Origin of the sequence: Amycolatopsis orientalis (assembly GCF_000943515.2) — a bacterium.
Classification (GTDB): domain Bacteria; phylum Actinomycetota; class Actinomycetes; order Mycobacteriales; family Pseudonocardiaceae; genus Amycolatopsis; species Amycolatopsis orientalis.
In genome coordinates, this window is record NZ_CP016174.1 from 6018231 (window position 1) to 6042243 (window position 24013).

Below are 24013 nucleotides of genomic sequence, written 5' to 3' on the forward strand. Positions count from 1 at the left end.
GCCCCTTCGGTCAACGGGCGTTTGGGCGCTTCCCTCGGGGCTACCCGTCCGGACATGCGCAGCGTCGTGAATCGGGCAGCGGTACTCCTGGGACTGGGTTTCGGCGGGTTCGTCGACGGCATCTTCGCCCATCAAATCCTGGGCTGGCACCACATGCTGTCGAGCTGGTATCCCCCCGTCACCCCGGAGGACCTGCACCTCAACATGGTCGGTGACGGGCTGTTCCACCTGCTGTGCCTGATCTTCGTGGTCACCGGTGTCGTGCTGCTGAACCGGGGCGAGCGGCTGGCTTCCCGGATGCTCTGGGGCGGGATGGCGGCAGGCTGGGGCGTGTTCAACCTCGTCGAGGGCACCGTGGACCATCTGCTGCTCGGCGTGCACCATGTCCGCACCGGCCCCGGCCAACTGGCGTACGACCTGGGTTTCCTGCTGCTGGGAGCCTTGCTGATGGTGATCGGCGTGCTGCTCTCGCGATCGGCTCGTCCCGCTTCGCGCCGGGCGACCGGCTAGCTGACCGGACTGCGGCGTTCCAAGAACACGGTGTCGTGCCAAGTGCCTTCACGCTGGACGATGCGTTCGCGGATTCCGACGGTGCGGTAGCCGGCACTGTGATGCAGCGCGATGCCGGCGCGGTTGTCGGTGAGGATCGACGTCTGGAGGGTCCAGATCCCGGCGGCGTCGGCTTCGGTGACCTGCTTGAAGAGCAAGGCTTTCCCCACTCCGCGGCCACGGTGGCCTTCCGCGACGCAGACCGACGTCTCGGCGACCCCTTGCTGGTGCTCACGCGCCGATATCGGCGTGGCCGCCGTCCAACCGACGACCTCGCCGTCGATCTCGGCGACCCAGCGATGCCCGGAAAGCCAGTTCCCGTCGAGCGCTTTACGAGGCGGGACTTCGGTTTCGAACGTGGTCAGTTCCGTGGCGACGCCTTCGCCGTAGATCCGGCGCACCGCGTTCCAGTCGCCTTCGGCCAGTGCGCGGACGGTGACGTCTTCGGGCAGGTTGTCCGGGCAGCACGGACGCGGCGCGAGCAGGCCCATCACCGCGTCGGCGGCGTGGGGCAGCCCGCTGCAGCAGGCCTGGTTGATCGTCACGACGGTGGCCGTGCCCTCTTTGCGCAGGTGCAGGAATCCCACCTCGGCCAGCTTCCGTACGTGATGGGAGCAGGTGGACTGGCTGGTCCCGAGGATCTCGGTCAGCGCGCCGACGGTCAGGCCGCGAGATGAGGTCGCGACGGCGTGCAGGAGTTTGACCCGCATCGGTTCAGCGAGGCAGGCGAACCAGCCCGCGTACGTCGCGGCTTCGCGCTCGGGTAGGAGACCGGCGAGGGAAACGGGCACAACCGTCGTCATGCCGTCAGTATCGACCAGGATCGATGGTTGCGTCAATCGATCCCGGTCGATACAGTCCCCGGCATCGCTTCAATCGAGCCTGATCGATGAAAGGTGCATGGGGATGAACGAGCTGCCTGTCGTGGTGATCGGAGCCGGTCCGGTGGGGCTGGCGGCCGCCGCCGAGCTGCTGGAACGGGACATCGAGCCGCTCGTGCTGGAACGTGGGGCCCGGGCAGGGGCCGATGTGGCGGCCTGGAACCACGTGCGGTTGTTCTCGCCGTGGTCGGAGCTGGTCGCCCCCGCGGCCGGACGGCTGCTGGCGGGGACCGATTGGGTGCGGCCCGATGGCGAGACGTATCCGATGGGCGCGGAATGGGCGGAGCAGTATCTGCGCCCGCTGGCGACGGCCCTCGACGGGCGGGTGCGGTTCGACGCCGAGGTCATCGGAGTGGCGCGCCGGGGCCGGGACAGGGTGGTGGACAGCGGCCGGGACGACGAGCCGTTCACGGTCCACGTCCGCACCGCCGACGGCTCGGAAGAGCGCATCGCCGCCCGGGCGGTGATCGACGCCTCCGGGACCTGGTCGACGCCGAATCCGCTTGGCGGCGAAGGACTTCCCGCCATCGGTGAACGGGCGGCGGCGGACCGGATCGGCTACCGGGTCCCGGACCTGAGCGACGAGACGGTGCGGGCGCGGTACGCCGGCAAGCATGTGGTGGTCGCCGGCAGCGGGCATTCGGCGTTGACCGCGCTGGTCGCGTTGTCCGGACTCGCGAAAGACTCGCCGGAGACGCGGATCAGTTGGGTGCTGCGCCGAGGCGCGGTCGGCAACGCCTTCGGTGGCGGCGAGGCCGATCAGCTCCCGGCACGGGGCGCGCTCGGGCTGCGGGCCCGGGCGGCGGTGGACTCCGGCCTGATCACGGTGGTGACCGGTTTCCGCACCGACGCGGTCGAACGCGACACCGACGGACGGCTGACCCTGATCTCCTCCACCGGCCAGCGGATCGAGCAGATCGACGAGGTCGTGACCCTGTCCGGTTTCCGCCCCGATCTCACCTGGCTGTCGGAGATCCGACTGGAGCTGGACCCGACGCTGCAGGCCCCCGTGGCGCTCGCGCCGCTGATCGATCCGAACGTCCACTCGTGCGGAACCGTTTATCCGCACGGCGCGGCGGAACTGTCCCATCCGGAGAAGGACTTCTACCTGGCCGGGATGAAGAGCTACGGCCGAGCGCCGACCTTCCTGGCGATGACGGGCTACGAACAGGTGCGCAGCATCGCCGCCCAGCTGGCCGGGGACCACGAAGCCGCCGCACGGGTCGAGCTGCGGCTGGCGGAAACCGGCGTCTGCGGCGGTGCCGGTTTGTTCGACGAACCGGACGACGCGCCGGCCTCCGGTAGCTGCTGCGCAGCTCCGGAACTCCTGACCCTGTCCGCGCCGTCGGCCACGATCGCTGATCACTGATCGCGACACGGTCCGCGCTGATCCCTGCGGTTCCGAAGTACAAACATAGTGCCGTTAGGTTTCAGGGGTAAAGCGCCTCAGACGCTCCAGCAGCATTATTCCTGGCGGGACCGATCAGGACACCACCCAAAGCTGGCCAGTGCCGATGGGAGCAGTCTCAGTAACGTAAATATGCAGTTGTCCCTGTTGGCCCCGGCAAACTGCTCGGGACCAACAGGGACAGTCAGAACTTTCGAAGGCAGCGCGCATGACTCCCTAAAGACGCCGCCTATCGGTCAATTCAAGTGTTCGACATCAGCACGTGGTGCGTTCACCCGCCGGGCGGGCGCATTTGGGAATCGGCTCAGGTGCCGTGCGCTCGAATCCGCCACCATGTCGCCGCCTGATCGTATCCCCATTGTCGACCGCGTTCACCACCATATCGGCAAGTTGACCAAGGTCGTCAATGGTTGGCCGCTGACCAAGCTTTCTTTCAAGAGCTTCGAACACGCTCCGGCCAACCTGATTGTTGTACAGATCCATTAGCTCATCGTCCAGATCGTTCCCCGAGTAAGCTTCATGGGCGTCGGTAAGCGTCTTCGATCCGTCTACGCCGAACATTACCGAAAGCACTGCACTCCAGTACGCATGCTGGAACGCATTGGCATTTTTGTAGGGATCCCCGCAGCCTTCGCCGCATCCGTAGATTTTGCCCGTACGATTAAGAGCCTCTTCGCGTGCGTATGCCGCCCTTCCTATCTCCCATTTATTGGATTGGAATAACTCCATCTCTCGCGGACTGAGATCCATTCCAAAGTATTCCACCCGTGGGCCAGCCGGGTTACCTTGGGGATCTACGGTCTGTGTTGGGTACCAAGACCTCAAGTTCCTGATAGTCCGTTCGTCGAGAACGGGCCACTTGCCGGTGGGGTCGGTCAGGATGACCGGATTGTTGTGGGCATAGGTGTAGGCGGCCAGGTTGCTGGGGTTGGTGATACCACCCGCGGCCTTGGAGCCGGACATGAATTCAGCAAGGGCCGGATCCGCGCTCGCCCAAAGCTGCGTTCTCGGGTTGTAGTAGCGAGCGCCGTGGTAGTAGAGACCGGTTTCCTCGTCGAGCTCCTTACCGGTGAACTTGTACGGTGTACCGCTTCCCCCGACCTTCTCTTCAACCCACGTCTCCCCGAACGGCATGTACTCGAGGTGCTCGGTGACGTTGCCCTGCCTGTCGGTGACGTAACCGGACGACCCGAGGTGGTCGGCGTGGAAGTAGGACTGGGTGTTCTCGGGGCCGTCGGCGGCGACGGTCTTGGTGGTGAGGCGGCTGTCCCCGATGAAGATGTGTTTGTAGCCGGTCCCGTTACGTTCGCTGTAGCCGCGGTTGGGGTAGAGGGACAGCCCGTCACCCTGTTTGATGACGCGTTCGCCGGCCATGTCGTAGGTGTAGCCGACGGTGGCTCCCTGGCAGCCTGCCGGGGTTTGCGGGACCGTCGCGGTGGCGGCGTCCTGGTTGCAGGCGAGGCGGTTCTCCTCGTCCCACACGTACTGGCGACGTTTGGTCTCGCCCGCCGCGGTGTTCACGGTGTCGGTGAGGTTGCCGCTCGCGTCGTAGGCCTGCGTGATCGGGCCGACCTTGCTCGGGGCGTGCGGTTTTCCGCTGCCGTAGTCGTACTTGTAGTCGTAGCTGTTGTCGTCCTGCCCCGCGACCGGCTCGATCGGCCCGACCGTCAGGGGGCCCAGCGACGCCGGGCTTCCTCCGCCACCACCGACCGGCGACACAGGGTTCGGCCCGCGGTTCAGTGACGCCGCTTGCGTGGAGGTGCCGGTGATCTCGTGGTGCTGGGTTTTGGTGGTGGTGTTGTGGAGGGAGTCATAGCTCAGCGCCAGCGTGTATTTGTCCTGCTGGTTGTCTTTGGTGGTGTACTGGCCGCCGGCGGAGGTGAGCTGGTAGAGGTCGTCGTAGCCGTAGGTCTGGCTGCTCGGCCCACCGATTGCGCCACCGGCCGCCACGGTGTTGCTCAGCTTGGTGATGTTGCCGACGTTGTCGTAGGTGTAGCCCAGGTTCTGGAACTCGACGGCACCCGGCGTCTTCGACTTCAGCGTGGCGAGCCTGCGGTCGGCCTGGTCGTAGGTGTAGGTGGTGCGCACCCCGTTCCCGGCCTGCTGCAGGACTTTCTGACCGAACTTGTCGTAGTCGATGCGGCCGAGGTAGAGGTAGTCGGTGCCGTTCTTGGTGCCGGTGGCGCGGGTGACCTGGCCGCCGGTGTCGTAGTCGTAGCGGAGGACCTCGCCGTCGGGATAGGTCATCTGCAGGACCCGGTTGAACGCGTCGAAGCGCCAGCCGGTGGTGTAGCCGCGATCCGCCTGCCCGGCGATCTTGATGGTGCGGGTTTCCCGGGTGGTCTCACCCAAGGGGCCATAGCCGCGGGTGACGGTGCCCGCCGCGTCGCGGATCTCGGTGATCCGGCCCGCGGCGTTGTCCGGCGCACCGGGCGCGCCATGAACATAGGTGACGTTGTTCGCCGGGAACGTCGGATAGCGGACCGCGGTGAGACGGTTGTGGTCGTAGTCGTACTCGACCTGTTTGCCGCCTGCGGTGATCTTCACCGTCAGGTTCCCCGCCAGGTCGAAGCGGGACTCGGTGCGGCCCGCGTCGGGGCTGTCGAGCACGGTGCGACGGCCGAGGGTGTCGTAGTCGGAGCGGGTGGTGTTGTTCTTGTCGTCCACCACGGTGGTGAGCTGCCCCAGCGGGTCGTAGCCGTAGCTGGTCCAGATCACCGGCTGCCCGCCGGCCGGGTTGAACTCCTTGACCGCGGTGGTCTTCTCCCGCAGATCGGTGTAACTGCGCTTCTGCTTGCCGTTGCCGTCGGTCGCGGTGGTTTCGAACCGGGTGACACCGGCGCGGTCGGGACCGAAGCCGTAGGCCACGGTGGTCGTGACCTCGTCCGGTGCGACCGTCTTGACCGGCCGGTCCAGCGCGTCGAACGACAAGCGAGTCGGGGCCACCGTGTCGAAAGTGACGTTGAACGTGGTGTTTCCGCTCCCCTTGGGCTCGGTCACCGGATGGTACTGCTCCACCGCACGGCCGAGGAAGTCGAACTTGGCACGGCCGGACACGGTCATGACCTGTTCCGGGTCGTCACCGGGCTTGTCCGCGACCGACGCGTCCTTCTTCGTCTGCAGCACGCGTTTGAGGCCGTCGGTGAAGGTGACGGTGTCGATGGTGTCCTCACGGACACCGGTGGCGTCGCGATCGAGGTGCCGCGTGGTGGCGTAGGGAACCGCGGCTTCGGGGTGATAATCGAAGTCGATCGTGACCTTGCCGGACCCGATCTCGTACGGTCCGGTCACGGTGTCCAGCCGCCCGACACTGTCGTAACCGCGCAGCACCTGCTGGCCGTTCTGGTCCGTGGTGCGCTCCGGTTGCCCGTACTTGAGGTTGTGCGTCGCACCGGAGCGCAGCCCGAAGCTGTCCACAATAGACTCGACGTGCACACCGACGACAGCGTCGTATCCGTACTCCAGCCGGTACCTCTGTCCGGTCTTGTTACCCGGTTTGGTCACTGCCTTCAGGTTCCCGTCCGGGAAGTACTCCAGATCGACATTCGCCGAAACGGTGTCGGTGAGGTACTGGCGGACCTGCCGCACCACACCGGTCTCGCAGTCCACTGTGGATTCCCTGTGCCGTGACACGGCGCCGCCGTCGGTGCCGTGCTGATTGAGCACATTGGCGGTACCGACGATGTTGCGGTCGCGGCACGCCGGGTCGGACGCGCTGTAGCCGTAGGTGGTTTCCACGTCGTCGGCGCCACCCTCGTCGGCGGCGTCGAATGAGCGGATCAGGTTGCCGAAGTCGTCATACGCCATTTCGGTGTAAGTGGACTTGCCTGGTTTATCAGCGCCTTCGTAGAAGCGTTTGTCCACTCGGGACAAAGCGGCGAAAGCACTGCCCGGCGCGGTGTCGCGCAGCTGATAGCTGTTGACGGTTTCGGTGAGCGGGCGTCCGGCGTTGTCGGCGGTCAGGGTCCGGGCGACCAAACCGGTCGTGTACGGGCTGTCGGTACGGTACTCGTCGGTGGTCGAGCGGTACAGCGCGTCGGCCGCGCCGGGGTCGCGCTGTTCGGTGACGACCTTGCCGAAGCCGCGGAATTCGCGTTCGAGCCGGTCGTATGCGCCCTGTTCATAGCGGTAGGTGCTGAGCTGGGTGTCGGCGCCGTCGCCGGGATGACCGTCGGACACGCTGGTACGGGACAGCACCCAGCGGGACTCGGGCATCGCCTGGGAGTTGCCGGTACGGGCATAGTCCAGCTCGACCCGTCCGCCCATCGGACGCGTCACCGTACGGAGCAGATTGGTACGGCCGGTCTGGTTGGCCGCGACCATCAACTCGTTGTCCCGGGTGGATTTCACGTGGTCGGCCAGTCCGTCACCGTTGACGTCGCGCAGGCCGATCTCGGCACGGCCGATACCGGTGGAGGCGTTGACGCCGGGGTTGAACACGAACGTGCCGACGGGGGTGGGGACAGGGAAAGTGAAGTAGACGCCCGCGCCGAGGGTGGCGTTCTTGTCCACGGCGATGTCGGTGAAACTGCCGCGGAACGGGGTGGGCGCGGTGAAGCCGGTGCCGGTGTTGATGGCGACCTTGATCGGGTTGGCGCCATCGGTGAAGACGCGGTCGGCGAGGCCGTCGCCGTTGATGTCGACCATGCTCGCGTTGGTGAACGAGGTGCCGAGTTCGGCGGAGAGACCACCGGCGAAGCCGTAGTTGTCGACGTTGAACCCGAGGTTGACGCCGAGGTTGCGAGTGGAGGCGTCGTTGATCGGGCCCGCCGGCCAGGGTTCCTTGGCGGCGAAGCTGTAGCCGAGGTTGAGTTGGACGTCGCCGTTGGCGAAGACCTTGTCCGGTAGACCGTCGCCGTTGATGTCGACGAGATCGACCCGGGTGTCGGACTCACCGCCGCCGAGACTGCCACCGATCCCCAGCGCCGGTTGGACCGGGCCGGAAGTGGCGGTGTTGTTGCTGCTCCCGGCTTCGGGCGCGGCCAGGCCCAGCGCGCTGGCCAGCGTAGCGGCCTCGCTGCCCGCGGAGTACGACACGTTGCCGGACAAGTTGTCGGTTTCGCGGACGTTGCCGCCGAGCGTCCCCCGTCGGGAGCCGAGCGCGCCGTTCATGTCCGTGAACTGGATCTCCTTGGCGCCGACCACATCCGGGAACCGGTCACCGTTGAGGTCGACGTAGTCCACCGACCCGGCGGTGATGCCACCGACGACGGTGCCCCCGAACGGGCCGGCGGACAGGGTGCCGGACACCTGGCCGGTGACCCCACGGCGCATCACCGTGCGGTCGCCTGCGACGTCGGCGTCGGTGACGATGTCGATGGTGTCCGCGCCGAGGCGGGAACTGGTCGCCATGGTGCCGGTGAACCACGAGGATTCGTCTTGCGCGGCCCAGCCGCCCTTGGCGGGGTTGGCGGCGAAGATCGCGAGCCGGGGCATGGCGATCCGGGGGTTCGCGGCGAACCCGGGGATGTCGGCTTCCTTGGGTTCCTTGGGAAGGGCGTCCTTGAAGCTCTGGTCGATCGCGAGTTCGGCCTGCTTGATCGGCTGGGTGGCGCGGTCGCGGTTGGCCTGGTAGCCGATCACACCCCAGCCGCGGTAGGGCTGCGGGAACGCACCCTGCTGAGCGGAGCCGTGCATCGCGCTCGGTGCCGGGCTGAACGTCGGCCATGGGGACGTGAGGTCGTAGGTGACCTTCGCGGACTGTTCGGCGACCAAACCGAACAGGGAGGGATCCGTCGTGGAGTGGTCGAGATACAGCTCGTCGCCCTCGGTGACCGGGACGACCACGTCCAGGTCCTGGCCGGGCGAACCGTACTGCCCGTTGACGATGTCGACGACCCGCTTGCCCAGCAGCTGCCCACCGCGTTTCTTCACGGTGAACGCGATCTTGTTCGGCCCGGGAAAGCCGAAGTTGAGCTTCACGCCCGGCCGGATCCGCAGCTTCCCGGTCTTGGTCACCTTGTAGGTCTGCTGCGGCGCCGTGAGGGTGTCGGCGGGGTACATGTCCACGTCGAACGGCGGGCTGATCACCAGCGTCGGCTGCCCCTTGTCGTCGACCAGGGACTCCACCCCCGGCGCGGCCGTGTAGTGCGCCTTCGGCACCCACGACACCGCGGAGACGTCGATCGAGGAGTCGGTTTTGATGTGCCATGACATCTTCTCGAACTGGCTGACCGGGAGGCTCATGTCGATCGTGGTGGTCCCGGTCGACCCGGCGGGCAGGACCTTGCGGAGCACCTCCGCCGGAGCGTGCACCCCGTTGCCCTTCGTGATCACCACGGTCACGTCATCCGAGGTCACCTTGTTCTTGACCACGTCGCCGGTCAGCCGCAGCGTGCCGGTCACCGGCACCATCACCTGCGACGAACGGCCGCCGAGGGTGAAGTCCGACGACGCGCGGAACACGGTGTTCGCCAGCCCGTTCACGTCCGTACCGGCCGCCAGGTCGGTGTAGGTGATCGTGGGGTCCCACGCCACCGTGTCGTACTTTCCGTCCAGAATGGACTGTGTGCGGAAGTAGAGCGCGTCGCCCTTCTTCACCGCGATCGCCGACACATTGGCCGGGGTGAACTCGGTGTGGTCGTCCGGGCCGATTCGCTGCGCCCAGAGTTCGGTGTCCTTGGCCTGGATGGTGACGCGCACACCGTCGGCTTTGGTGTACGCGGCGCGCGCGGGCGAGGGGTCCACGGTCAGCTGCACCCGGCCGTCGACGCGCACGGTGCCGTCGAACGGCGCGACCCAGCGGCGCACCGAGTCCAGCAGCGGCGAGTTGTCGACCTGCTGGTTGAACTGGGCGGTCTGGTCACCGACGATCTCGCCGGTCACCGCGCCACCGCCGACCGGCACCGGGGTACGGGTGGAATCCGCGCTGTAGGCGGGATGCCCGTTGGCGTCGAGGTAGCCGAACAACACGCCGCCGTTGTTGACCAGGTCGGTGATCCCGTCACCGTTGACGTCGCTGAAGAACCGGTCCGACGTGGTCGTGGTCCCCACGAAGTCCAGCTGCGCGGCGACAGCGAGGACGAACGCCTCGACACCGATCGTGCCCGACAACGTCCGCTCGGTGGAAATACCCGGCAGGTCACGCAACTTCAGCGGTGTGTCACCGAACTTCGGCGTGCCGCCGGGCGCGGCCAGATTGGGCCGGTAGTACACGTCGTTGTCCTTGCGGAACACCTTGTCCGGCAGGTTGTCGCCGTTCACGTCCACCAACGCCGACAGGCCATCGGACTGGCCGGCGTTGAACCCGACCTTCAGCCCGACGCCACCCTGCTTGACCGGCAGCCCCTGCACGTTGTAACCGGCGAACAAATGCGCACCGAACCCGACGGAGGTGTTCGCCGAGATCGCGCTCGCCTCACCTTCACGGATGTTCACGCCCAGGTCGTCATCCGGGACCGACCACCCTGCCGCCTTCGCGAAGCCGGTGTAGTTGCCGCCGGAGTCCCGGACATCGTCGAAGTAGTCGAACGAGTGGGTGTTGAACAGTTTGTTGTCCTCACCGAACTGCGACACCGACGCCAGCAGCGTCTTGGCGAACGCGCCGGCCCGGTAGTTCAGCTCGTAAGCGCGCACCAGCTGGTCGTCCAGCTTGACCTCCACCCGGCGCAGCAGGTCCGCGGTCACCTTCTTGAACCCGCCCCGGGCATCGATCTGCACGTCCGCGCGACGTGGTTCGCCCCGGTCCCGGTCACGCAGGAACGTCACCGAGTACTTGCCCTCGGTCGCGCCGTGGCCGGTGTAGGTGATCCGCCGCGGATACAGATTGCTTCCCGGCACCGTCGACTTCTCGGTGCCGCCGTCGTCCACCCGCGTGTAGTGGTAGCGCATGAGATTGTCGTTGGTGTCACGGACTTCGCGGACCGCCCAGGTGGCGATGCGGCCCGCCTTGTCGGCCAGCGTCGTATCGGGCGCCCCGCCGAACATCATGCGGGTGCCCGCCTTGTCGGTGACCTCCCACCAGTAGTTCGCCGGTCCGTCCCCGTGGCGGACGATCCGGTCGAACCGGCTCTCCGCCTTGGCGTGGAACACCTTCTCCGCCGTCCGGGCCTGCAACGCACCCCGATGGGCCACCGGCGTCAGCTGCTCACCGTTCAGCAGATAGGTCTCGGTCTCCAACCCCGCGTCATACCGCGGCACACCCCAGCGGGTGTCCACCGTGACGGCCGGCAGGGAAACATCCCACCCCACCCCCAGCCAGCCGTTCGCCCCCGAAGAGTTGTAAGCCACCGACAACTTCGGCTCCAGCCCCGCCCGCCCCCGGGGAACCTCCAGCGGATACGACATTCGCGCATCGCCCCGGTTGTTCGCCGACGGCGGTCCGATCAGGTTCACCCCGGCACCCGGATCGGCCGCCTTGATGTCCTTGATCTGGTTCGGATCGAAGGACGTCCCCTCCGGATGTTCCGGCGCCGCGACTGCTCCATCCGCGCCCGATCCTTGCGCCGCCCCGAGCAGCGAAGGCGGTGCCGCGCCCGGGACCGTCATCGCCACCAACGCCAAGATCAGCGCGACCACCACGGCCCGGCGGTGCTGACGAACCGGACGAGTCCAGGCGAAGGCAGCCATGCCCCCGACCCCCTTTGGATCGATGAATTAGGCCATTTGGTCCCGTCCGGCGACAAGGACCGTCGCGAACGGGATCGAACGGTGATGCGGGAGCGAAAGCCCGCGGCGGACAACCGTGACCAGACAAGGGCATCCGGGCGAGTATCGATCTCCGCGACGGTATCGACCGTCGATGAAATCCCGATGAAACACCACTTCCGGGAATTTCCCTTGCTACGGGAGGATGTTCCCTTCACCGGGACATACGGGGATCCGCACCAGTTCCGCCGGGCACGGGCCGGGGTGGACCACGCCGAGCCGCCGCGTCGCGCGGGTCATCGCGACATAGAGATCGTTGTGACCCAACGGGCCGGCGGCCATGATCGCCGCCGGGTCGACGATCAGCACCGAGTCGAACTCCACTCCTTTGGCCTCGCCGGGCGAGAGCAGGACGACCGGGTCCGTGAGGTCCGGCGGGACCGTGACCGGCAGCGCCACCGCGAGCCGATCCCGGTGCACCGTCGGCGCGATCACCGCAAGACTGCCCCCATCGTGACGCGCGACGAGGCGTGCGACGACGTCGGCCAACTCAGCCGCCGTGGTGCGCGACCGCCACGGCGGCTCCCCGGTCGAGCGGACCGAGCGGGGAGGCCGCGACTCCGGGTGATGCGCGGCGAACAGGTCCTCGGTGGCGGCCATGATCTCGGCCGGGGTGCGGTAGTTGACGGTCAGCCGGGCCAGCCGCCAGCGCTCGCCGACATGCGGCCGGAGCACCTCGGCCCAGCCGGTCGCGCCCGCCGTGCTCCCGGTCTGGGCCAGGTCACCGACGACGGTCATCGATTTGGCCGGACACCGGCGCATCAGCATTCTCCAGTCCATTTCGGACAGTTCCTGTGCCTCGTCGACGACCACGTGCCCGAAGGTCGCCACGCCCTCCCCGAGCACCGCGGCGGCTTCGTCCAGCAGCGGGATGTCCGCGGTACTCCACGGCGTGCCGCCGGTCAGTCCGGCGATCACCCCCTCCGCGGTCAACGGCGGCCACAGCTCGTCCAGCACACGCCGGACACCGGCGTCGGCCAGCAACGCGGCTCGCAGTCCCGCCCGGTCGGCGTCGTCCAGGAGGTCGCGTGGCGCCGGGGGCTCGTCCGGATCGATCACCACTCCCGCCGCCGCCAGCGCGCGCAGGTCGGCCGCGCTCAGACTGCCGTCGGCGTTGCCACCGTCGATGGCCTCGCCCGTCTCGGTGAGCACGACGCTTTCCAGCCGGCCGGCCAGATCCCGCGCGAGCCGGTCCACGACCTCCTTCTCGAAGAGGAGCCGCGCCTGGCGGTACGGAAGTCCCCGCCCTCTGACGGAATCCACGATGTGCCGAAAGACAACGGGGTCCAGCTTCAGCACCTGTTGTTCGAACTCGAATTCGACGGTCTCGTCGGGGATCCGCACCCGCGCGCGCACCGCGTCCGCCACCCGGCCGGCCAGTTCCGCGTGGCCCTTTTCCGCGGCGGATTCGACCCATTCGGCCTTACCGCGCCACAGATCCGGCACCGTCTCCGTGACCACGGCGTGCTCGCCGAGGCCGGGCAGGACCTGGCCGATGTAGTCCAGGAAGATCCGGCTGGGGCCGATCACCAGCACGCCGTTTGCGCGCAGGCGCGGCCGGGTGTAGAGCAGGTAGGCCAGCCGGTGCAGGGCGACCGCGGTCTTCCCGGTCCCCGGCCCGCCCTGCACGACCAGCACGCCGGGGTACTCGTCGCGCACGATCCGGTCCTGTTCCGCTTGCAGGGTGGTGACGATCTCGTGTATACGCCCGGTTCGGTCCGCGGACAGCGCGGCCAGCAACGCCGCCTCGCCGACCAACCGGTCCTCGCCGGTCTCCGCGTCGAGCAGTTCGTCGTCCAGCGCGAGCACCGTCCGCCCGCGGGTGGTGATCCGGCGGCGTCGCCGCACGCCCTGCGTGTCGACCGCGGTCGCGGTGTAGAACGGCCTGGCCGCCGGTGCCCGCCAGTCGAGCAGCAACGGCTCATCTCCGTCGAACAACCCGATTCGCCCGATGTAGACCCGCCGGCCGTCGGCCAGGTCCAGCCGTCCGAAGCACAGCCCGTCCTCCACCGACTCCAGGCGGGCCAGTTCCCCGCGCCAGAATTCTCCTTCCCCCTCGGCCGCCTGCGCGCGCAAGGCGTCCAGCCGCCGATAAAGATCCGTCAGATACCGCTGCTCGATCGCGAGTTCCCCGCTGCTCATGCCGACGAGGATGCGGGGGGAATCCGGGAAGGAACAGTCTTGTTCTTTTCCGCGGTGTCAGCCGCCCTGCGACCGGGCGCGAGGGTGACTTTGAGGACGTCGATACCGACCGGGGTCCGGTGGGTGTCCAGGTCCGTGATCCGCCACGGGCGGTCGAGCAGGGCGGTGAGGGCGATGCGCACCTCCATCCGGGCGAGGTGGGCGCCCAGGCAGAAGTGGATGCCGTGACCGAAGGACAGGTGCGGGTTGGACTTCCGGTTCGGGTCGAAGGTATGCGGGTCGGCGAAGACCCCGGGGTCACGGTTGGCCGCCGTGATCATCGCGACCACCCGTTGGCCTGGCTGAAGTTCCCGACCGCCGAGCGTGGTGGGCCGGGTGACGAACCGGTCTGTTCCGCCCGTGGGCGGCAGGTAGCGAAGAACCTCCTCGACGGCCGATCGCATGTCGGCGGGCTTCGGTCGGGAGACAAGGCAAAGGATGGCGTTCACGAGCAGGGACTTGGTGGTCTCGTGGCCGTTGATCAAAAGCAAGGTGCAGAAGTCGATCACCTCGTGCTCGGTGAGGTCCGACGTCATCAGGGTTCCGATGATGCCTTCCGGCCGCTCGAATTCCTCGCGGAAGTAAGCGCCCATTTCCGTCAACGCCTGATGGAACGCGGCCTGGCGGGTCTCGTCGGCGGCGAACGTGCCGAAGAACGACGTGATGGCTTCGGTCCACCGGACGAAATCCGGCCACCGCGACGGCCGCACGCCGAGCAGACCCGCGATCGTGTGCACCGACAGCGGATAGGCCACTTCGCCGATCAAGTCGAAGGTCGACCCGGCCGAGGCGAGGAGAGCGTCGACCTTCGCCTCGATCAACGGTTCCAACGACGCCACGGCCCGCGGCGTGAACACCTGGCTGACGATCCGGCGTAACGCATGATGCCGGGGCGGATCGGTCGCTTGCAGGCCGCGCAACAAGGGATTCGAGCTGTGCGGAATTGGTTGGGTGCTGTAGCGCAGTTCGTCGGAGGAGAACACCTCGTGCTCGGTAAGCACCCTGTTCACGTCGGAGTACCGGGTGGCCACCCAGCCACCGAACGGCTCGTCGAACCGTATCGGGCCGACCTCTTGTTCGTGGAAAGCGAAGATCTCCTCGAGGGACATGGCCTCAGGGTGCTCTCCGCCCACGGCTCGCCGCTTGGAAGAAACGGACACACGACGCCCCGACCGCGCGCCGGAACTCCGCGAGCATATGCGGCTGGTCGTAGAACCCGCTGCGGACAGCGATCTCCGCCCAGTCCGGCACCGGAGACGACCGCGCCAACGCCATCGCCCGGTGCAACCGCAGCACCCGCGTGTACGCCTTCGGGCTCAACCCGACCGCCACCAGGAACCGGCGACGCAACTGCCGCTCGGACAACCCGACCGCGGCCGCGTGCCGGGAAACCGGGGCCCCAGGGGCCACGCGCATGGCCTCGAGCACCTGACCCACCACCCGATCGGCCGGACGGGCCGGTGCCCGCAGCGCCCGTAGCCCGTCGTCGAGTCCCGAACCGGGGAACGGCATCCCAGTCAAGGGCACCTCGTCCGCGGCGATCCCCAGCACGGAGGCACATGTCCCCGGCCGCAGCCGCACCCCCGTCAACGGCTCGGTCAGGCTCCCGGTCCTGGCCTCGGTCTCCGGGCCGGTCAACCACAACGAACCGTCCGCGAAGACCAGCAGGTCCACCGACGGTTGCGGCAAGGCGGGCGGCAGCTCCCCGCTGCGCCGCCATACCCGGCCGACGCGGTCGGCCAGGTCGGCGGGCGGGGCGAAGTCGCTGGTCACAGCCCGGGGCCCGCGATGTAGCGGCGACGGAGATCGGCGTGGCCCCGGTCGGTCACGTCGGTGTTGTCGACGTACTGGTCGATCGCCCCGACCGGCGGCAGAGCCCTGATGGCCGGATCACTGATCGTCGCGACAAGGGCGTCGGTGAACCGGTGAGCGTCCAGAACCAGGAACGGCCGGTCGTGGAAACAGCGGACCGTCGGCTCCAGTGACTCGGTGAGACCGAGATCGTTGTGCATCTCCGCGGCGATCTCGTAGGCGGGAGAAAGGTGCTGCTCGCGTTCCTGCCAGCCTCGCGCGGCCAGCGCGCCGGCCAGGTGCGGAGTCAACGCCGGAGCGCACGGCAGCGCGGCGAAGGCCGTGCCCAGCCACTTGCTGTAGGGCGGATACACCCGCTTCATCAACAGGCACAACTTCATCAGGTCACGGACCTGGCGCGCGGCCACCACGGCCGAGCCCAGATCGTCGCCGACCTCACCGCAGCGGCCGACGAAGGGCTCTTCCTGGGACAGGCGCATCCACTGACAGGCCAGGACATAGCGCCACACGTCGTCCGGGAACCAGGCCAGGTGATCCCGGTAAGGCTCCAGCAGACCGAGCCCGTCGTGGAAGACCGCACCACCGGTCAGCTCACGCAATACCTGGGTCGGGACTGTCAACCAGGCCGAAATCGGCAGGCCGCCCTCCGGGTCGGCGCCGAGCTGCTCGATGAAGAAACCCCGCAGATCCATCACGTGCACCCAATGCCGGGCCGGTGCGCCCGACGGGAAGGCGAAACGGACCGGGTAACCGCTGAACTCGGCAGGCAGCTCGCGATCAAGCACGGCGTCCAGCTCCGCGCCACGAGCATGAAAGTCTTCGCTGCCAAGGAAAACCTGCATCCGCGGACCCCAGGCGTGGTCGGAGGAACGCACCGTGTCGTAGCCCTGCACCTCCGATCCCCAGCCGATCAGCGCCACCGAATACGGCACCTCGTCCAGCACTTTCTCCAGGATCGGCGCGACGACCTCGGCATGGAACAGCCGGGACAGCTCAAGGCCGGGCAGGAAGGATCGCGTCACGTCAGCCACCCTGGCAGGAGTGGCCGACGGCAGCCAACCGGATTTCGGCGAAGCCCGTCCTTCCTCGATCTCGGCGGCTAGGTTGGGGTCCCACCCAGTCGAAGGAGCTCGTGATGCGTGTCGCCGCCGCCCAGGTCCGTAGTCCGTGGATGGACCGGGAAGCCGGGGTGCGCAAGGTGATCGACTTCGTGGGACGGGCCGCGGAAGCCGGGGTGGAGCTTGTCGTGTTCCCGGAGACCTTCCTTCCCGGTTACCCGATCTGGCTCACTCAGCCCGAAGGCGCGAGGCTCGACGACGCCAAGCAGGAGTCGGCGTATGCGGCGTACCAGGAGGCCGCCGTCGAGCTGACCGGCCCCGAGCTACGCCTGATCGTCGAGTGCGTCCGGGACCAGGGTGTGTTCACCTATCTCGGGATCGCCGAGCGTGGGCCGGGACGCGGCACCGTGTACTGCACGCTGCTCGCGATCGACCCGGTGGCCGGGGTCTGTGGCGTGCACCGGAAGCTCGTGCCGACCTTCGAGGAACGGTTGGTGTGGGGCAACGGGGACGGGCACGGTCTTCAGGTGCACCAGGTCGGCGGGGTACGGGTCGGCGGTCTGTGCTGCTGGGAGAACTGGATGCCGTTGGCGCGGCATGCACTCTACGCGCAGGCTCCGGACCTGCATGTGTCGGTGTGGCCGGGATCGACGAGACTGACCGGCGACATCACCCGGTTCATCGCGCTGGAGGGCAGGATGTACTCGCTCGCGGCCGGTGCGCTGATCGATTACGCGGACGTGCCCGCCGGTTTCCCCCTGCGGGATGAGATCCTGGCCGCCGGGCAGATCTCCCCCTATGACGGCGGTTCCGCGATAGCCGGGCCGAACGGCCGGTGGATCGCGGAACCCGTCAAGGACGAGGAACGGCTCGTCATCGCCGATATCGACCCCACGACGGTGCGTGGTGCCCGGCAGAATTTCGACCCGACCGGGCATTACGGCAGGCCGGATGTCTTCCGGGTGACCGTGGACCGGAAGCGGTTGACGTCCGCGACTTTTCTCGACTAGTTGGTGCCAGGTCGTCGCTTCATTGCCTTATTGAGGGGTAAGGCCCAGGGATCGCATCGGCGGGTGGTGAATGCCTCCTTCCCTACCTTCAAGGTCGGGGTCCCGGCAAAGTCGGCATTGTGCAGGTCAGGCGCCCCTTCGTCCTGGGGCGTGCCCCGAGTGTGGAGGCGCCGGCGATGCCACACCCGGACGATCAAGAACAGCACAGACCAGCAACTCCGCGACTTTGCCGGGACCCTGCCTTCAGGACGGGGAAAGAGCCCTTCACGGACCGGGCTTGGCCCGGCGAAGTCACCTAACTGCCGGTCCGTGCCGCCCCCAGGACGGCGACCGACGTGAGGGGTGTGTGGATATAGGGACGTTGAACGTCCCTATATCCACACACCCCTCACGGGCGGTAACACTTGCGCATCGCCAGCCACAGCGAGTGACCATATGGGGCGAAGGCGCGGCCTCGTGACGAACCCGTGCGCATTACCCGAAAACGGGCGCTTCGGTCTCGGCTCATCTAACCGGCGACGCCCTGCGACTTTGCCGGGACCCTGACTCTGAGGGCAGGGAAGGAGGCCTTCACGGCGAGGTGGGCGTTGTGTGAACACGCCAAGTTTGCCTTAGGCCGGGATCGGGTTCGCGCTCTGGCGCCTGCCGCGCCAGCGCGGGCGACATCGCACTACGCTCTTTCAGCGCAAGGCTTTCTCGACCAGCGCGACGGTCTCGCGCGGGTTGTCGACTTGGAGGACCAGGCGCGTGTAGCGCTCGTCGGCGAGTTCGATCACGACGGCCTTCGACGGATCCTTGACGTCCCAGAAGACCTTTTCGCCGTCGAGGTGGAACGTGCCCGCCGTGATCACGCCGGGCAAGTGGGCGCCCGGTGCGCGGATTCCCTTGGGATCGGCGGCGATTCCGGGGTCGGCGGTCGCGCCGCGGACGTTGGCCAGCGGGATGGTCAGGCTGCTCTTGAGGGCCCAGAGCTTGTCGAGACCCTCGATGACGACAACGAGGTCGCCGCCGTCGATGTTGACCAATGCCATAGCTGTTTTCCTTGTCAGTCGGGAGAATTGAGACGGTGAGCCGGCGCGGCGCCTGCCCCTTCGACGTTGCCGCGCACGAGGATGCCCAGTGCGGCCGCCGTGAGGGCGGCGGCCAGGGCGGTGGAGATACCGAGCGCGTCGGCGATCGCCTGGTCGACGGCGGCCAAGGCCGCGGCCACCTCGGCGGCCACCTCCTCATCCGCCGTCGCCTGTTCGACCGCCGCGAGCAGCAGCAGACCGAGGCCCGCCGACGTGACGAGCCGTAGCGCGGTCGCGGTATCCGTCGCCGCGGCGAGCGCTTCGGCCAACGGCTGGACGTCGTCGGCGATGTGACGGCGCAAGGCGACCAGGTAGAGGCCGCGTTTGCTGCCGAACGTCTTGTACAGGCTGTTGCGGTGCACGCCGAGGTGGTTGACGAGATCGTCGATGGACACTCCGTCGTACGCGCGGCCACCGAACAACTCCACCGCGGCACGCACCACCTCGTCCTCGTCGAAAGCCCTCCGCCTGCCCATTCCACGACGATAGCCTTTTGAGGAACGATCAGTCAAGAACGATCGTTCCTCAAAATTCAGCGTCCGGTTTCCCGGCTCGGCCCCGCCGCGTCAGTCCCCAGCGGTGCGGCCGCCGGTCGTGCCGTCGAGCATCTCGCGCAGGATGTCCAGGTGGCCGTTGTGGCGGGCCGTCTCCTCGACGAGATGGTGCAGGATCCAGCGCAGATCGACGTGGAGACCGTCGCGGACCGCTCGCCGGGCCCGCTCGCCCAGATCGTTCGCGGCGACCAGTTCACGGTAACGAGCGCTCTGGGCGGCGTATTCGCCGAGTATCCGCGCGAGCGGGAATTCGACGGCGATCCGCATTTCGCGGTCGGGGTCCTCATCGGTCCACGGACCCTGGTCTTCCTCACCGAGGAACACCACCTGGAACCAGTAGTACTCCACCCAGCGGAGGTGGTTGATCACTCCGCACAGGGTCATCAACGGCGAACCCGGCAGGAGCGACTTGCGTGCGTTCTCCTCGGAGACGCCCTCGCATTTGGCGCGTGCGGTGTCCCGTGCGTAGTCGAGGAACGTGGTGAGCTGGGTGCGCTCGTCCCACGCGGGCGGCGTGTCATCGATTCTGATCATCGCGCGAAGCCTTCCCGATCTTCGCGTCCGATGCGAGGCGATTAACGGGCCCGACCTGCTCGAACCGGCGGCGCGCAGGTTTCAGGGTCGGCCCGCCACGAAGGGCGTCACGCTCAGCAAGTGTGCCTTGAAGCCCTCCCCGTAGGTGCTGGTCGGGGTCCCGGCGTAGTCCTGGATGAGGACGTTGCCGCCGCTGCAGCCCCACGGATTCCACGTCCACGCCGTGTACCCGAGGCGGTGCGCGTCCAGCCACGCCGTCACCTGGTCCAGGTAGTCGTGCGCGCACGAATCCTGGCCGATCTCCCCGGCGTGCACCGGCACCTGCGCGGCGACCGCGCCGATCTGGGCGTCCCAGCAGGCGGAGGTCTTGCAGGCGTTGAAGTTGTACGAATGCCACGACGCGACCACGTTGTTCAGCGGGTCGACCGGCCGGTACGTCAGCCACTGGGAGAGGTCGTTGGTCCAGGTGAGCCCGGCGGTCATGACGACGTTCGTCGCGCCGGTCGCGCGGACCGCGTCGAGCAGGTCCTGCATCCCCGCCACCTCGTAGCCGATGCCGGTGCACTGGCCACCGTCGCGCAGGCAGCGCCACTCGGCGGCCGCGTTCGCCCAATTGTCGGCCGCGTCCGGGTAAGGCTCGTTGAACAGGTCGAACACGACGGCGTCGTTGCCCTTGAACGCGGTGGCGACCTGAGCCCAGAACGTCGGCGTGTACTGCATGCTCGGCATCGGCTTCTGGCAGGTGGCGTTGACGTCCGCGCACGCCGACACGTTGCCGGTGTACTGCCCGTGCGTCCAGTGCAGGTCGAGGATCGGGTTGATGCCGTTGGCCACCAACAGGTTCACGTAGTCCTTGACCGCCTGCTGGTAGGCGGGCCCGCTGGGCGAGCCGGACAGGCCCAGCCAGCAGTCCTCGTTCAGCGGGATGCGCACGGCGCGGATGTGCCAGGTCTTCATCGCGTCGACCGACGCCTGGTCGACCGGGGCACTGTCCCACATGCCCTTGCCCTGCACGCAGGCGAACTCGCCGCCGGCGCGGTTGACGCCGAGCAGCCGGTAGGCCTTGCCGTCGGCGGTCAGCTGGTTCCCGGACACCTTCAACGCCGGCGCGGGCCCGCCCGCCGGCGGCTCGGTCGGCGGGACTCCGGTGCAGGCGGCGCCGTTGACCGCGAACTCCGCCGGGGTGCCGTTGCTGCCGCTGTAGGAGAAGTTCGCGCCCGGCTGGACACTGCCACCGGCCGCGATGGTGCGGTTCCACGTCTCGTTCCGCACGGTGACCTGCTTGCCGGACTGCGACCAAAGGCCGTTCCAGCCCTGCTGAAGCGTCTGGTTTCCGGCGTAGGAATACGTCAGGGTCCAGCCGTCGACGGCAGTGGTGCCGAGGTTGGCGATGGTCACGGAGACGCCGAAGCCCGAGCCCCAGTCCTTCGCGGTGTAGTCCACGCGGCAGGCGAATGCCGCGGCCTCGGTACTCGCTCCGGAGACCGGCGCCGCCGACAGCGCCACGGCGGCGCAGGCGCTCGCCACGACGAGGAGTTTTCTTGCCGTCACACCCATGGACACTCCTTTGTGCACGGTGAACCGATTGCCCTGGGAGCGCTCCCAGATCAGTCACGGTGGCCGATCTGGGGATGTCCTGTCAATTCCGGAGGCGACTCCGGAGGGGAATTCATCCCCCCGCCGACCGGCGATTGGGCCGGGCGGGCCAATCGGCTCACGGCGCGGGCCGACGGTGCCGGACCGGCTGCGGACGGTCACGCCTCGCCCGGATCCGCCCGTTCTCCCCTGTCCCGCCACGAAAGCGGATTAGCCTGCCGCAGTGGACGGTCAGCCTGGGACGAACCTGCTCGGAGAACTGCGGCGCGTGGCCGGACTGACGCAGGAGGAGCTGGCGGAGCGCACCGGGCTGACGGTGCGCGGAATCAGCAACATCGAACGCGGCCGCGTCGCCCGGCCGCGGCGGCGGTCGCTGGAGGCACTGGCCCGCGGGCTGGGCCTGCGGAACGATCAGGTCGCCGGGTTCGTGCGGCACTATCTGCCGGACGCCGACCCCGCGCCGCGGCCGTCCAGTGCGCCGCCTCCGGTTTCGGTCCCCGCCCAGCTGCCGTCCGGCAGCACGTCGTTCACCGGACGGCGTGCCGAACTCGCGACGCTCGACGGCCTGGCCGCCCTTCGCGACCGGGCCGTGGTCGTCGCCGTCCTCGAAGGCATGGGCGGGGTGGGCAAGACGTCGCTGGCCGTGCACTGGGCGCAGTCGGTCCGCGCGGAGTTCCCGGACGGTCAGCTGTTCGCGAACCTGCGCGGCTACGGCCCGGGTGCGCCCGCCGACCCGAGCGAAGTGCTGCACTCGTTCCTGCGCGCGTTCGGCGTGCCGGGGGTGGAGGTGCCGACGGACCTCGACGGCCGTTCGGCGCTGCTGCGGAGTGTGCTGGCCACCCGTTCGGTGCTCGTCGTACTCGACAACGCGCGGTCCGCGGACCAGGTCCGGCCGCTGCTGCCCGGGCACGCGGGCTGCGTCGTGGTCGTCACCAGCCGCTCGACGTTGCAAGGACTGGCGGTGAGCGACGACGCCCACCGGATCACCGTGCCGCCGCTCGACGACCACGAGTCGGTCGCGCTGCTCGGCCGGTTCACGGGCCAGGCCCGGCTCGGTGCCGACGAAACCGCGCTCGCCGACATCGTGTCCGGCTGCAGCGGACTGCCGCTGGCCCTGCGGATCGTCGGCGAACGCCTGGCGCACGAACGCGGCTTGGCGGAGGTGGCGGCGGCGATGCGGTCGGCGAACGACCGGCTCGACGCGTTCACCACCGAGGAGGCGAGGACGTCGCTGCCCGCGGTGCTCTCGTGGTCGTACGAAGCGCTGCCCGGCGACGTCGCGAGCGCGTTGCGGCTGCTCGGGGCCCACCCCGGTCAGCACTGGGACCCGGCAGCCGCGGCGGTGCTGCTGGACGCCGAGGCGGCCGAGACACGGCGGCTGCTGCGGGCGCTGGTGGCCGGACATCTCCTTGACCACCGCGCGGACGGCCGTCACGAGTTCCACGACCTGGTCCGCGACTACGCGCGCAGCCTCGCCGACGAACGGCGACCGGCCGCGATGCGCCGTCTCGCCGGGCACTACCTGTCCGGCGCGGCCGCCGCCGCGGACGCGATCGCGCCGCGTGACCCGAACCGGCGGCCGCTCCTGACCCCGGAAGTCGGCGGCCGGACGTTCGAGGGTTCCGAGGAGGCGGCGTCCTGGCTGGCCATCGAACTGCCCACGCTGCTCGCGATCGCCGAGGAGTCGGCGGCCGCGGGCGGCACCGCGTACGCCCGTGACCTGTCCACCGTGCTGTGGCAGGCTCTGCGCCTGCACGGCCACTACGACGTCTTGCACAGGTTGCACGGCTTCGCGCTCGCCGAGGCGCGCCGGGCCGGGGACCCGTTCGGCGAACAGCAGGCGCTGACCGACGTGGCCGCCATCTGCGCCCGCGTCGGCCGGTACGACGAAGCCGTCGAGCACCTCACGGCCTGCCTCGAAGTACCGGGCAGCAGGACCGCGACCGCCCGCGCGCTCACCACGTTGGGCACGGTGTACGCGCAGCTGGGCCGGTACCCGGAGGCGGCACACCACCTCCGGGAGGCCGTCGACCTGGCCCGCGAGGTCGGCGACACGCTCAACGAAGGCCGGGCCTACGGCAATCTCGGGTTCGTCCACGAGCATCTGGGCGAGCTGGACGCCGCGCGGCGGTGTTATCAGCGGGGGCTGGACATCGCCGAGCAGATCGGCGACAACGCCGCCGTCGCGATCGCACTGCACAACCTCGGCGACGTCTACCGCGCGCTCGGCCGCTACGAGGAGGCTCGCGAGCACCTCGACCGGTCGCTGATCGTGAGCCGGGCGGCCGGGCACCGGGAGGCCGAGGGCTACGCGCTGGTGTACCTCGGGCTGGTGCACCTGCACCTCGGCGACCCGGTGACCGGGCGCGAGTACGAGGAGCAGGCGCTCGAGATCGCCGCCGTGACCGGCATCCGTCCGCTGGAAACGCTGGCGCACAACGGCTTGGGCGACACCGCCCGGGCGGGCGGAGACCGTGCGGCGGCGCTGTCGCACTACCTGCGGGCCCGCGACGTCGCCCGGCTGACCAGTGAGCAGCACGAGGAAGCCCGGGCACTGGAAGGGATCGCGGCGACGTACGAGGACGCCGGGGAGACCGAGAAGGCTCGCCCGTACCGGCGGCGCGCACGGGCACTTTATGAGGCCATGGGTATTTCCGGCCGCGCGTGAAGGCCTCCTTCCCTCGGCTGCGCCGGTGGGTATGCCGGTCAGGCAC

14 protein-coding genes are annotated in these 24013 nt (G+C 68.4%); 4 read left to right on the plus strand and 10 right to left on the minus strand.

What is annotated here, in order from left to right; all coding sequences use genetic code 11:
* Window positions 1-54 precede the first annotated feature (54 nt).
* Entirely contained in the window at window positions 55-510 is a 456-nt protein-coding gene (locus SD37_RS26390; RefSeq protein ID WP_044850131.1) for a DUF2243 domain-containing protein, read from the plus strand.
* On the opposite strand, the gene SD37_RS26395 is transcribed toward SD37_RS26390, so the two are convergent.
* Window positions 507-1352: a helix-turn-helix domain-containing GNAT family N-acetyltransferase gene (locus SD37_RS26395; protein ID WP_044849837.1), complete on the minus strand. Its 846-nt coding sequence runs from the start codon at window positions 1350-1352 to the stop codon at window positions 507-509. The two genes, SD37_RS26390 and SD37_RS26395, sit on opposite strands and share 4 nt — an antisense overlap.
* A gap of 103 nt (window positions 1353-1455) precedes the next feature.
* Between SD37_RS26395 and SD37_RS26400 the strand changes: the two genes are divergently transcribed.
* A complete protein-coding gene (locus tag SD37_RS26400; protein WP_044850132.1) occupies window positions 1456-2799 on the plus strand; it encodes an NAD(P)-binding domain-containing protein in 1344 nt (447 codons plus the stop codon).
* A 294-nt stretch (window positions 2800-3093) separates the two neighbouring features.
* Here the strand turns inward: SD37_RS26400 and SD37_RS26405 are convergent, their stop codons facing one another.
* From SD37_RS26405 to SD37_RS26425, 5 genes are all read right to left on the minus strand, one after another.
* A complete protein-coding gene (locus tag SD37_RS26405) occupies window positions 3094-11406 on the minus strand; it encodes a SpvB/TcaC N-terminal domain-containing protein (protein ID WP_044849838.1) in 8313 nt (2770 codons plus the stop codon).
* Between the two features lie 213 nt (window positions 11407-11619).
* Complete coding sequence (locus tag SD37_RS26410) at window positions 11620-13626, minus strand: HelD family protein (protein WP_044849839.1); 2007 nt, start codon at window positions 13624-13626, stop codon at window positions 11620-11622.
* Complete coding sequence (locus SD37_RS26415) at window positions 13623-14774, minus strand: cytochrome P450 (protein WP_052674802.1); 1152 nt, start codon at window positions 14772-14774, stop codon at window positions 13623-13625. The genes SD37_RS26410 and SD37_RS26415 overlap by 4 nt, the downstream gene beginning before the upstream one ends.
* Window positions 14775-14778: 4 nt before the next feature.
* The gene (locus SD37_RS26420) at window positions 14779-15438 is read right to left on the minus strand and encodes a helix-turn-helix domain-containing protein (RefSeq protein WP_044849840.1); all 660 of its coding nucleotides are present in this window, start codon (window positions 15436-15438) and stop codon (window positions 14779-14781) included.
* The gene (locus SD37_RS26425) at window positions 15435-16499 is read right to left on the minus strand and encodes a DUF4037 domain-containing protein (RefSeq protein WP_044849841.1); all 1065 of its coding nucleotides are present in this window, start codon (window positions 16497-16499) and stop codon (window positions 15435-15437) included. The genes SD37_RS26420 and SD37_RS26425 overlap by 4 nt, the downstream gene beginning before the upstream one ends.
* Window positions 16500-16612: 113 nt before the next feature.
* On the opposite strand from SD37_RS26425, the gene SD37_RS26430 reads away from it, so the two are divergent.
* Window positions 16613-17545: a carbon-nitrogen hydrolase family protein gene (locus tag SD37_RS26430; protein WP_044849842.1), complete on the plus strand. Its 933-nt coding sequence runs from the start codon at window positions 16613-16615 to the stop codon at window positions 17543-17545.
* Between the two features lie 680 nt (window positions 17546-18225).
* Here the strand turns inward: SD37_RS26430 and SD37_RS26435 are convergent.
* The 4 genes from SD37_RS26435 to SD37_RS26450 form a co-directional block, all read right to left on the minus strand.
* The gene (locus SD37_RS26435; protein ID WP_044849843.1) at window positions 18226-18576 is read right to left on the minus strand and encodes a hypothetical protein; all 351 of its coding nucleotides are present in this window, start codon (window positions 18574-18576) and stop codon (window positions 18226-18228) included.
* A gap of 14 nt (window positions 18577-18590) precedes the next feature.
* On the minus strand, window positions 18591-19091 hold the full coding sequence (locus SD37_RS26440) for a TetR/AcrR family transcriptional regulator (RefSeq protein ID WP_065912982.1): 501 nt from the start codon (window positions 19089-19091) through the stop codon (window positions 18591-18593).
* A gap of 90 nt (window positions 19092-19181) precedes the next feature.
* Window positions 19182-19703, minus strand: coding sequence for a DinB family protein (locus SD37_RS26445; protein WP_044849845.1), 522 nt, complete (start codon window positions 19701-19703; stop codon window positions 19182-19184).
* Window positions 19704-19784: 81 nt separating this feature from the next.
* A complete protein-coding gene (locus tag SD37_RS26450) occupies window positions 19785-21260 on the minus strand; it encodes a cellulase family glycosylhydrolase (RefSeq protein WP_083255087.1) in 1476 nt (491 codons plus the stop codon).
* Window positions 21261-21522: 262 nt separating this feature from the next.
* Between SD37_RS26450 and SD37_RS26455 the strand changes: the two genes are divergently transcribed.
* Window positions 21523-23967, plus strand: coding sequence for an ATP-binding protein (locus tag SD37_RS26455; protein WP_065912983.1), 2445 nt, complete (start codon window positions 21523-21525; stop codon window positions 23965-23967).
* Window positions 23968-24013 lie beyond the last annotated feature (46 nt).